This is a genomic window from Nocardia sp. NPDC055321 (assembly GCF_053645575.1).
Window position 1 is genome coordinate 1 of record NZ_JBSHMS010000006.1, and the last position, 11760, is coordinate 11760.

Here is an 11760-nt window from a genome sequence, read left to right on the forward strand (position 1 = left end):
CGTCGGAACCGCCGCGTCCGGCTTATCCGCCGATGCCGTCGGAGCCCCCGCGTCCGGCTTATCCGCCGATGCCGTCGGAGCCCCCGCGTCCGGCTTACCCGCCGATGCCGTCCGAGCCCCCGCGTCCGGCTTATCCGCCGATGCCGTCGGAACCGCCCCGCCCGCCGTATCCGCCGATGCCGGTGGAGCCCCCACCCGCACCGGGCAGCGCCGCGCCCGCGCAGCTCGAACAGCCAGCCCCCGCAACGGCTCCGGAGAGTTCGGCCGGGCGATCGGCCGCTGAACCAGCATCCTCCACGGACCCGGCGACCACCTCCAGCGAGGCTGTCGAGCTCGAACAGGCTGCGGGGTCCGATGATTCGAGGACGCAGCCCCAATTCGTCGATCCGGAGTCCTCGCGACCGCCTGCCGCCCCGGCCCCGGTGGCCGAATCTCCAGCTCCCGAACCCGCGGTGCGGCACGAGAACTCTGCGGCCGAACCGGCGGTGCGGGACATCGCTTCCACCACGCGGACCGAGTTGGAATCGACCGATTCTCCGGACCTCACCGCGGAGACTCCGGCCCCCGAGGCCCCCTCGACGCCACCCGAGTCGGCGAACCCGGGGCAGTCACCAATGGTGCCGGATGAATCCCGGCCGCAGCCTCCCGCTCCTGTTGCACCCGAAGTCGGTCCTGCCGAGGTCGTTGAAGGACAGGCTGTTTCGGGAACCGCCGATGCAGCGGCGGGCGACGATTCAGCCGCTTCAGGCCGCGATTCGCGCGAGTCGGATGGTTCCGAGACGCCGGGGGAGCGTGCCGCTGACAGGACCGCCTCACCGGTCGAATCGGAGCATCCCGCCGTCGAACCGGCCGAGGCTGAAGACAACTCGGCTGTGTCCGGAACCGACGATATCGGTGAGGATTCGGGTGCTCCCGGCGTCGATGCCCCCGATGTCGGCTCGGGCAGTCCCGATCGAACCGGTGGCGACGCAGCCGGCGATCGGTCGGCGCGGTCCGAAGATGAGGGCGAGCCGACCTCCGATGATGATGCCGAGGCGAACTCGGTCGACGGTGGAGACAGAGATCCCGGCGATCGAAGTGACACCGACCCCGGTCGCGGCCGGCCGGATCGTTCGAACTGGCGCTCGCATCTGCCGCGCGTACCGCACGACGAGGAAGAGTTCGAATTCCCGGAATACACCCCGGAACCCTCGCGCGAGCCCTACCCCTGGACCCTCCCACCGGAGGACTCGGCGCACAATCCTCCGCAGCCGCAGCCGCAGCCGCAGCCGCAGCCGCAGCCGCAGCCGCAGCCGCAGCCGCAGCCGCAGCCACAGCCACAGCCACAGCCACAGCCACAGAAGCCGCCGTACGTTCCTGACCAGGTGCCCGGCGACCCTCCGTCGCAACCCCAACCCCAACGCCCGCCCTATGTCCCGGACCAGGTCCCGGGCACCCCGCAGCCGGAGCGCCCGCCATACGTTCCAGGTGAAATCCCCGGCGTACCGCAGCCCCAGCAGCCGCCGCAGTTCCCCGGTGGGTTCCCGAGCATCCCGGGTGCCCAGCCCGGCCAGCCGCCGCAGTTCCCGGGTGGGTTCCCCTCCATCCCGCAGCCTCAACAGCCGCCGCACGTCCCCGGCGAATTCCCAAATATTCCTGGCGCTCAGCCAGATCGGTTGCCAGTGCCGCCGGGCGAGTTCCCGAACGCTCCCGGAGCCGAGTCGGGTCGAATTCCGCAACTCCCCGGCCTTCCGGGATCGCAGTCCGGGCAGCCAGGATCCTTCCCGGCGATACCGCAGCCCGGCCAGCCGTCCTACGCTTCGGGCGAGTTCCCTGCCATTCCGCAGCCGGACGGGCCGCCCTACATTCCGGAGCAGATCCCCGGACTAACGCAGTCGGGCTGGGGTAACCAGCCGGGTGGGTCCGGCTTCCAGCAGCAGGACGTGTGGCCGCAAACTCCCGGCGGCGCGGACTCGAACGGGCAGTCGCCGAGCCCGGGCAACGTGGCACGCGGCAGCCTCGACACCGATTGGTCGCAATTCGGGGACCCGAACGTCCAGGCGCCCGGTGGACTCGACGCCACGCAGCCTCACTACGGCGCACCGGCCAGTCAGCCGCCCGGAGGGTTCGACGGTCCGCAGAGCCCGAACGGGCAGGCTCCAGGAGATTCCGCGCGGCCCTTCGGTGGATACCCGGGGTCCACCGGAGACGGCACGGACACGGTCGAACGACCTGTCTCACAACAGAGTTCGCCATCCGATTACGCACCCGGCGGAACAGGGGGCCCGGCCCCCACCCAATCCCAGCCGGCCGCAGGCATGCCCATGGGCGGCCCCCCGATGATGGGCCAGCCCCCGGCCCCCGCCTCCGCTCCCGCCCGTGCGGCACAACGCTTCCCGCGCGCGTCCGCACCGAGCGCCGGCAACGGCGAACTCCTGCTGCGCGCGCACGCCGGGTTCGGCGAGTTCGCCGTCCTCGACCCGGGCACCGGCGCGCTGCGCGGCGTCGCCGGTGCGGTCAGCGCGGTCGCCGGACTGTACGCGGACCTGTCCGGTATGCAGGTCCTGTTCTACCGCGACCCCCAGGCGGGCCTGATGCTGCGCGTCGCCGATCAGGCCGTCGCCCTGGACCGCGTGGGCTGCGAGGCCGTGTGGGAACGCGGCCAGGGCTTCCATCGGCTGCTGGTGCTCGCGGCCGGAAATCCGGTGTGTGACCTGAAGTACGCCCCGCTGCCCGCCGACGCCGACCTCGGCCTCCTGATCAGGGACGTCCTCGCTGATCCGGCCCGTAGAGCGGGGATTTTCGGATGATTCGCTCGACCTGAGTTGGCCGGTTATTGGTGTTCCGGCAACCACACGGTCGGCTCGGATATGTGATGCTGACAGTTGATTCGACAGCAAAGGAGACGAACGTGCGCAGTGGCCGCCCCAGCGAGGAGCAGTTGCGGCGGAACTTCGACGCCGTTCTCGCGGACGTGTCGTCCGGGCGCGGAGTGCGCACCGAGACCGGCCTCGACGAGCAGACCGAGAACGCGCTCTGGGCCATCGCCAAGGCCGCGCCGAATGTCGCGCCCGAACTCGTCGCCGCCGCCCGCGCGGCGTTCGCCGGTCAGTTGGACGGCAGCAACGCCGTCGCCCGCCGCGCGGAGTTCGATCGCAAATTGGCCGAGCGCGCGGCCCGCAACAAGCGCTGACCGCCGCGCGTTCCAGCAACTCGGGATGCCAAGCAGTCTCGACGTGACCGCCGCCCAGGAGACGACTACGTGACGATGTCCTACGAATCCGCCGAAGCCCACGCGATGCGACAGCAGTCCACCGAACCCGCACCGGAGTTCACCGAGTTCCGCGATTCGGTGAACCCCGCCGAACCCGCGGGTGCGAACCTCGCCGAGCACGATGCCGCAACGGATCCCGGTAGATCCTCGGATCCGGATCAGGGCTTCTCCGCTCCCGTATCGGACTCGTCCGCCGAGCAGCACGTGCCGTCCGCGCACATGACGCCGGAGTCCGAAATCCCTTCCGCACCCGAATCACCGCTCTCCCCAGCCGAATCCGATCCGCCGGCACACCTCCGAGTGGACGCCGCACCAGAATCTCCGAACTCGGATCCCGAACTCGCCGGCGCCACCACCGATCCCGCCCCCGACATCGGCTTCAGCCTCACCCCACCGGAACCCGAGCCGGAACCCGACCTCACCGAACGCGCCCGCAGACTCGCGCACCGCATCGCGCAGGAACTCATCGCCGAGGCCCCGACCGGCTGGGATACCCTCACCGCCGCCTTCGCGGTCACCGTGACCGGCCAGGTGTCCAAGGTCGTCTTCGCCGACACCCAGCAGCGCCAGGCGCAGATCCTGCCCTCGCCCCAGGCCCTGGCGATGGTCGAGTCCCATCGCGGACTGGCAGCCCAGCTCGGTGATCCCTGGTGGCGTCTGGAGTTGGTACTCACCGCTGCCGGTGAGCTCACCGTCGACCACGACTACGGCGACGAGCCGTTCCCGGACGACCAACTGTTCGCGCCCCAGGCCTATCTGGCCGATCTCGAGGTCTACCCCCGCGCCGAGCTGCCGACCTGGCTGGCCGCCTACCTGCGCCACGGCAACCGCCAGTCGCGCCCGCCGCGCGACGCCGCCGAGATGGCACGCGTGGACGCCACGACCGGCGCGCGACCGATTCGCTCGCGGGACGACTTCCCCGACTTCCCTCTGCTGTGGGCCCGCTGGGCGGTCATCGCGGCCGCGTTCGTCGCAGTCGGCTCCGAGCGCGGCCCCCGCGTGCTGCCCTCCTTCGCCTGGTTCGAGGGCTCCCGCCGGTCCGGGGCTTCGCTCTATCAACTCCCGGGCGGCCGGGCCGTGCTCTCCGGCGGCGTATGGGACGCACCGCAATTGCGTGCCGCCTACAACGGCCACTCCGCGCTTCCGCGTCTGTACGACGGCGCCCCGGAGTGGGTTGCCAACCCGGTCTTGAACACTCGTGCCGGCGCTGGCCTGCTCTCGTTCTGCTACTGGTGGGAGAAGGACGGCTGGTATCGCGGAGAGTCCCCCGCGGCAAGGGAACTCGCCGCCGCCGTACCGGGTATCTGGACCGCCGACAGCACCGCCAGCGTGGTCAGCGGTCTGCTCGCGGACGACCCGTCCGCCGAACAGCGCGCTGCCGCAGCGGCTTTGGTCGCAGCAGCGGAACAGGGCCGCGTCACACGCGAGCTGCTCATCGAGACATTCGGCGCCGCAGCGGATCTGGATTCAGCGAATTACCAGCTCTTACTCGCAGGCGTAGTGGAGTAGAGGTCTCGCCGCCGGGGACCTATCTTAAGGCGTTGGTGAGTGAGGAGCTGAAGACGTGGGCGAGTGGGACGATCTTTCCAAGCGGGCGCACCAGGGCGGCCTGACACTGGACGACGACGCGGCCAAGACGGCGGCCAACGCCGCAGCGGACTGCGTCTACTCGCTCGAACGCATGCGGGGCCTGGTTTCCGCGCTGGTGGCTTCGCACAAGGGTTTCAGCGACAACGATCATCTCGTCTCCGCGACCAAGCTCGCCGGTCGCTTCGACACCCAGGGCGGACGCCTGACGGACGTTTTGAGCAGGTACATCGCATTGGTCAACGCGATGGGCGACACCCTGGTAACCGCCGGCCAACTGTACGACGCCCAGAAGGAAGAGTCCGTCGCCCATTTTCGGGCCCTGCAAACCGAAGCTGCGAAACGCGACGACGCCCCGCCGATCGTTCTCAACGGCAAGACCGAGATTCCCCAATGGCAGGAGTCCAACGCGAATCTGGTGGTCGACAACAGCAAGAACGGTTTCGACCCGGTCAAGAAGATCGCCAAGGGCGACAACGTTCACTACACGGACGCGATCGGCGTGGAAGACGTCGGAAGTAGGAGCGTCACGTGGTTCGTGAACGTACGCAACGGCATCAACGCCCAGACCGTGGCCGACCGCGCGAGTGACTGGAAATGGATGGCCGAGTCCATAGATCAGGATTTCCAGAAGCTGAACACGCAGCTGCAGGCGCTCGAGAAGAACAATAAGTGGAAGGGCCAGGGCATCGACGGCGCCATCCGCGCCGGAGACCGCTTCGAGAAGCAGGCCGCGGATCTCACCGCCGACCTACGGCTCATGGGCAACAACCTCATCTTTATCTCGGGCTGGCTGCAGAACACGAGGAACGCCATGCCCGAGAAGTACTACTCCGACGATGTCAACACCAACAGAGAGCGGAACCAGATCAACACCGCCATCGCGGGATTCACCAACTGGTACTTCCCGGGGATGGCCAAGGCGAGTACCGCGATACCCAAACTCGCCTTCCCAGACTCTGAGTCGCCAGGCCTGACCGGCCCGACCACGACCACCACCGGCCCGAGGCCCAAGACACAGAACGTCCTCAGCAACGCCACGACCACGTGGCCGGACAGCAAGAACCCGGATACCAAGAATCCCGACAGCAACAACCCGAATTCGAACCAGCCTCCGGGCTACCAGGATCCGAATCAGCAGAACCCGAACCAGCAGAACCCCAACCAGAACGGCGACCCCACCAACAATGGCGGCCAGAACGGATCGGGCGATCAGAGCGGCTCCTCAAGCCAGGATGGGTTGTCGCAGTTGACGAGTGCGCTGGAAGAGGGCACCAAGGGCTTGGAGTCGCTCACCGGCCAGGAGACCACCCAGGATCCCGCCACGCTCGCGGGTCTGCCCGGCCTCAATACGCTGCTGAATGACCTCAAGGGTGGTGGCGGCGGTGGAGGTGGCGGCGGTGGCGGCGGACCCGCCACCACTCCGGCGCGAGATCCCGCGCAGACCAAGCTGTTCCCACGCGCCGCCGTGGCGGCCCCCAACGCGGAGACGACGTCCAGCTCGGTGCGAGCCGGAATCGCCGGCGGCGCGATGCCTATGGGCGGCATGCCGATGGGCGGTATGGGCGGTGCCCAGGGCGCGGGCGGCCAGGGCAAGGACCACAAGCGACCCGACTACCTGGACAACTCCGAGCACCTCGAAAACGCCATCGGTGCACCGCCGATCGTGGCCAAGCCGGTGGTCGAGGGCTGACTCGATGGATCGAACCTGGACCTTCACCGACCTCGAGTTCGTGGCCTGGTGGGCGGACCTCGGCGAGGAATTCCTGCCCGCGCCGCTCATGTTCACCAGTCGCACCGAGTGGTGGGACGACCACCTGGAGAACCTGGCGCGGGCCCGAGAGTCACTGCGCCACCGCGAATCCGAACTCGAAGACCTCCCCGACCTGGCATACGCGCTGCGCAACCCGGACCTGCTGGTGCAGGTCCACGGCTGGGATCCGCGCGATATCGAGTCCGGTGCGGGCAGTGTGCGCGCACTGGGCGTTCGATTCGGCGAACTGGGATACCTGCTCACCCAGCTGCCCGGCGAAACCTACCGGCACAGTAATGGATTCACTGCCGCCGAGTTCCCGGCCACACGGCTGGCCGGCGAACTGATCGCGACGCTGCCGGACACCGCGGCGGCTCGCGGTCGTGACATCGTGCTCGCCGAGCCCGAGCACGTCGAACAGTTCGACTACGCCTTCGGCATGTCCCCGGCGCACGAAACCCTGGAGGGCACGGTGATCGACCGGGCCGCGGAGTTCCTCGCGGCCCCCGCCACCGGCCGCGGCACCGTAGATGTGGTGCAGGGACATTCGCGCTTCGGCCCGCGCGGCATCACCCGGCATCAGCTCGAATGGCGTGATGTCGTCGACGACGGCCGCTACGTCGTGACCGGCTATCCGTCCGTCGCCGCACCGGCCGACAGGCGGCGGATGATCACGACCCTGGAAACCCTTATCGCCGAAGTCGACCTGGCCATGGCCGATGAATGATCGCAGCACGGGAGGCCCTTCGATGACGTCCTTCGACATGTTCCCGACGCACTTCAGCATGTCCTCGCGCACGGGCGCGGTCGTGGTGACGACCACCGAACAGGGCCTGCCGGTCGGCCTCGAGGTCGACCGCGACCAATTGCGCGGCGACCCCGATCAATTGGCCGGTGAGATCCTGCGCCTGTGCGCCCAGTCAGCAGCCCGCGCGGGGATCGAACGCCGCGCGCAATTGCAGGCCGCCGGTCTCGCTCCGGAGATGCTGGCGCTGTCCGGCCTGCCCACCGTCGAGGAGGTGACCCGCCAGGAATACGTCGAGGAGCAGGAGTACGACACCGAGCCGGACAGCTGGCTGCGACCGATTTGACGAAATCAAAACACCTGTACCGCAATGCCATACGAGTGCAGGTAGACGTCGTATCGGCACCGAATGTTCACCTGCGACCCCAGGAATTGGGGCATTGCTCGCTATGCCGGGCGAATCCCCGCTCTGTATAGTTCATATCGAATTGATCTTCCTGATGGGGGACCTATGACCAACCTCGTTGCCACGCCCGACGCGATTCGCGGTTACGGGGACGCCTCGGCCGCCATGGCCTCGGCTGTCGCCGGTGCGGCCACCGTTGACCAGGCCGCCCTGCTCGCCTCGGTGATCCCCGTGTTCGGCCTGATCGGCCAGGACTTCCTGCTGAGTTTCGTAGGCGCACAGGGCAATCACTACGCCGCGACCGCCGAACTCGCCGCCGTCTTCGCCGGCACCGCGGTGACCGCGCACGAGGCCGCGGCCTCCTACGAGTCGGTCGAGGATCACTCCAGCGTCGACTTCCTCTCGCTGTCGCACGACCTATGACCACGCCGGCGGCCTCGGGTTCGGTGGAGTCCGGTGCGCCCGGCGCGATGGCCGGGGCGCAGGCGGACGTGCTGTCCGGAACCGCGCTCGGTGCGGGCCTGGATCGCCCGATCAACGACATCCTCACCGGGATGGGCCTGCCGAATCTGCCGCAATTGCCCGCTGCCCCGATAGCTTTCGAGCTGCCGCCGCTGCCCACGCTCGACCTGTCGGTGCTCACCCGCCCGCTCACGGATCTGGCGGCGTCCTTCGGCACCGGCCAGCTCGGCCAGGGCCTGAACGTCGATCCCACCGCGGTGCTCGACGGCATCTCCAGCGCGCTGGAGACGGCCATGTCGCTCGCCTCCTCGGTCGCGCAGCTCGCGAGTTCCTGGCAGGGCTCCGGCGCCACCGGTGCGACCGACAAAGCCGCTGCCGCGCAGGTGAATACCACCCAGCTGCAGGGTCAGAACGTGCAGCAGAAGGCGATCCTGGTGAACGCCTCGACGACGGTGGCGACCGGTGCGGCCAGTATCTCGGCCATCATCGCGAAGTTTCTCGCCGCGGTCACCGCCTCGGCCCCCTTCCTGGTGACACCGCCCGGACAGGTGTTCCTGCTGTCCATGGCGACCGAGACCGCCGCCGAAGCGTCCGCGGTGGTCGCCAAGACCAAGGCCGAGTTGACCGTGCAGAGCGCGCAGATGACGACCGCGGGGGAGAAGGTGAAGGTCACCGAGGCCCCCGGCGGCGTGGATGCGCTGTCTCAGGTCACCCAGTTGCTCAGCCTCATCTCGCCGCTGGCGAGCGTGGCGACCACGGGTGCGGAAACCGTGCAGAAACTGCAGGACATCGCGCAGCCGGTCGAGGTGACCGAGGAGATCGCGCCGGTCGCCGACCCGATCGACAGCGCGGCGGGTCTCGGCGGAGGCGGTGGCGCGATGCCCGTGGGCGGTCTCGTCGGTGCATCCGCACCGGTGGCACAGCAGTCCATGACCCCGCGCACCGCCGCGGCAGGGCCCGTCGCACCCGGCGTCGCCGCCGACGCCCCCGCCGCCGCGCGGGTTGCCGCCACGGGCGGCACGGGCATGATGCCGCCGATGGGCATGATGGGTGCGGGGATGGGCGGCAGGGCCGGTCTCGACGAGTCCGAGGGCGACGACGTCCGCACGCAGATGGTCACCAGCGAGCACGGCGACGACGTCGTGGGCGAGCTGGGCAACACCGGTGTCCCGGTGGTCGGCGCGGCGGGGACGACGAGCACGCGCGCTGTTCAATCCTGATCGCGCGTGTACTCGGCCGGTGCGCTCGGACCGGAGCATGCTGCGATGTCCACGGGGCGAGGCTCACGGTTGGGAAAAACGCTGACTCGTTCTCGGTTCTTGCCGAGCCGATGACTACGGGTTGCGGTGCACGGCCAGAGCCGAATCGAATCCCTCTGTGGCTGACTGGCTTATGAACACGGTTGGTTCGGCCGTTGCCCGTCGGCATCGAGGTGTCCCGCCGTGTCGGCCGGGCAGGAACGATCGACCGGACCTGGGTATGCTCCTGACCTGGTAGGGATTGTTGGGAGGGGAGCCCAAATGGTTAAGCTCGGGGTGGGTCAGTCGTTCGCGGAATTCACGCTGGATGGCGTGCTGGGCCGCGGGGGTATGGGAACGGTTTTTCTGGCGAGACATCCGCGTATGCCGGGGCAGGTGGCACTGAAACTGCTGGCCAGTGAGGTGTCTTCGGATCCCAAGCTGCGCTCGAGGTTCGAGCAGGAGGCCAATGCCATTGCCCGGCTGAGTCATCCGGGAATTGTCGGCCTGCACGATCGCGGCGTCCACGAGGGACAGCTGTGGATAGCGATGCAGTACGTTCGCGGCACCGACGCCGCACAGCTGATGCCGCAGGAGGTTTCCCCGCAGCGTGCCGTGCGGATCATCACCGAGACGGCCGCCGCGCTGGACTTCGCGCACAGTCGCGGTGTGCTGCACCGTGATGTGAAGCCCGCGAACATCCTGCTCTCTGCGTCGGGTCCCGATAACGCGGAACACGCCGTCTTGACCGATTTCGGCATCGCCCGCATGATCGATTCGAACCTGCAGCTGACCGCGACCGGAACCTTCGCCGCCACAATGGCGTTCGCGTCCCCGGAACAACTGACGGGAGCGCCGGTCGACCACCGCGCCGACCAATACGCCCTGGGCTGCACACTCTTCAATCTGCTGACCGGGCGCCCGCCCTTCGTGTCCGAGAATCCGGGCGAGATAGCCGCCGGCCACCTGAACCGGGATCTACCCCGGCTCAGCGTCTTTCGCCGCGATCTACCCCCGCAACTCGATCGTGTCCTCGCCCGCGCGACCGCCAAGCGCCGTGAGGATCGCTATCCGACTTGCACACAGTTTGCGGCCGCGGCAGCCGAGGCACTGTCAGGTGGGCTCCCCGCACCGGCCCGGGATGGCCTTTCGAGCCCGGGCGGGGAAGCTCCTCTGGGGCGCACGGCCGAACAAGTGGATGCCGCACATCCCCAGCGAGTTGCTGCCGCCGGCGAGTCTTTCGCCGGTCGCAACCCCGCAGCGGCCGGTGGCGCTTCCGTCGCACCCAGGGGCGCTGTACCGCAGCCTGTTTCCCAAGGGCCGCGCACACCGACCTCGGATCGTCCCGCCGCACCCCCTGCATCGCCGTCCGCCTCGATCCTCGGCCGGGTAACCGGCGGCCTCCTGCTCGCGGGTGCCCTACTCGGCCTGGGCGCGTCGCTCCTGCCCATCGTCAGCGTCTGGCTCAATCCCCTCGGCCTCCAGCGCTGGTACGCCTGGCAGGTCGAGACCGAGAGCATGGCCGGCCGCACCGGTTCGACAGCCCACCTGCTGGGCGTCGCGTTCGCCGTTTCGATAGTCCTGGCGACCACAGCTGGAATCCTGCTGCTCCGCAACGCTTCCCGGGCACGGTCGATAGGCGCCCTGGCCGCCGGTCTGAGCTTCGGGGTGAACCTGGCCGCGATCCTGGACCTGTTCGAGTACCAGTCCCCGGCCTACACCGACTTCGTCCTCGGTACAGGCGGCTGGTTCCTGATCGGCGCGGCCACGACCTCCTTGGCTGCCCTTGCCTCTTCTTTGGCAGATGCGGCAATGTCCACCCCTCTAGAGGACGCGCCAAAACCGGCGCGCACCGACCGCCTGACCGGCGTATTGCTCGCGTCCGCAGCACTGTTGGCGCTCGTCACGCCCTTCCTCGGCCGAGCGAATCGCGGCGATGCAGGCTACTTCGCCTACTTCGGCGTAGACCCCGACGCGACCTTCCAAAGCCCCGACATAGCCCTCCTCCTCACCGCTCTCCCCGCCGCGGCCCTGGCGATCCTTCTCCTGCTCACCCCCGCCGGCCCCGCTCGCCGCCACTGCACGCTCCTGTCGACCGGCACACTGCTCGGCGTAACCGCCACCGCCGTCCTGGAAGCCTCCTCCGAACTGGTCGGCAGCTGGCAGTTCACCGAGGTGTTCGTGCTCGGCGAGTGGCTGCTGACCGCCGCGACGGTGCTCGCGCTAGCGGCGGTGTTCGCGGGATCTTTGACACGGGCGAGAGCCTACGAGCGCTAGCCCTAGCCAGGGGTGGCAGGTTTATCGAGTTCTCCCATG

General features: G+C 68.7%; 9 protein-coding genes. All 9 read left to right on the forward strand.

Annotated features, from left to right (window positions below):
- Window positions 1–2303 precede the first annotated feature (2303 nt).
- The 9 genes from ACWIGI_RS11390 to ACWIGI_RS11430 all read left to right on the forward strand — a co-directional run bounded on the left by ACWIGI_RS11390 (window position 2304) and on the right by ACWIGI_RS11430 (window position 11721).
- Window positions 2304–2789: a hypothetical protein gene (locus ACWIGI_RS11390; protein WP_454202275.1), complete on the forward strand. Its 486-nt coding sequence runs from the start codon at window positions 2304–2306 to the stop codon at window positions 2787–2789.
- A 101-nt stretch (window positions 2790–2890) separates the two neighbouring features.
- Window positions 2891–3172 (forward strand): hypothetical protein, encoded by a 282-nt coding sequence (locus ACWIGI_RS11395; protein WP_454202276.1) that lies wholly within the window; start codon window positions 2891–2893, stop codon window positions 3170–3172.
- A gap of 69 nt (window positions 3173–3241) precedes the next feature.
- Window positions 3242–4762 carry a hypothetical protein gene (locus ACWIGI_RS11400; protein ID WP_454202277.1) on the forward strand — a complete coding sequence of 507 codons (1521 nt, stop codon included), beginning with the start codon at window positions 3242–3244 and terminating at the stop codon, window positions 4760–4762.
- 55 nt (window positions 4763–4817) lie between these two features.
- On the forward strand, window positions 4818–6533 hold the full coding sequence (locus tag ACWIGI_RS11405; protein WP_454202278.1) for a hypothetical protein: 1716 nt from the start codon (window positions 4818–4820) through the stop codon (window positions 6531–6533).
- Between the two features lie 4 nt (window positions 6534–6537).
- On the forward strand, window positions 6538–7320 hold the full coding sequence (locus tag ACWIGI_RS11410) for an ESX secretion-associated protein EspG (RefSeq protein WP_454202279.1): 783 nt from the start codon (window positions 6538–6540) through the stop codon (window positions 7318–7320).
- A 22-nt stretch (window positions 7321–7342) separates the two neighbouring features.
- Window positions 7343–7684, forward strand: coding sequence for a hypothetical protein (locus ACWIGI_RS11415; protein WP_454202280.1), 342 nt, complete (start codon window positions 7343–7345; stop codon window positions 7682–7684).
- Between the two features lie 165 nt (window positions 7685–7849).
- Window positions 7850–8167: a type VII secretion target gene (locus tag ACWIGI_RS11420; protein ID WP_454202281.1), complete on the forward strand. Its 318-nt coding sequence runs from the start codon at window positions 7850–7852 to the stop codon at window positions 8165–8167.
- Window positions 8164–9426 (forward strand): hypothetical protein, encoded by a 1263-nt coding sequence (locus ACWIGI_RS11425; RefSeq protein ID WP_454202282.1) that lies wholly within the window; start codon window positions 8164–8166, stop codon window positions 9424–9426. Before ACWIGI_RS11420 ends, ACWIGI_RS11425 begins: the two co-directional genes overlap by 4 nt.
- Window positions 9427–9726: 300 nt before the next feature.
- A complete protein-coding gene (locus tag ACWIGI_RS11430) occupies window positions 9727–11721 on the forward strand; it encodes a serine/threonine-protein kinase (RefSeq protein ID WP_454202283.1) in 1995 nt (664 codons plus the stop codon).
- Window positions 11722–11760 lie beyond the last annotated feature (39 nt).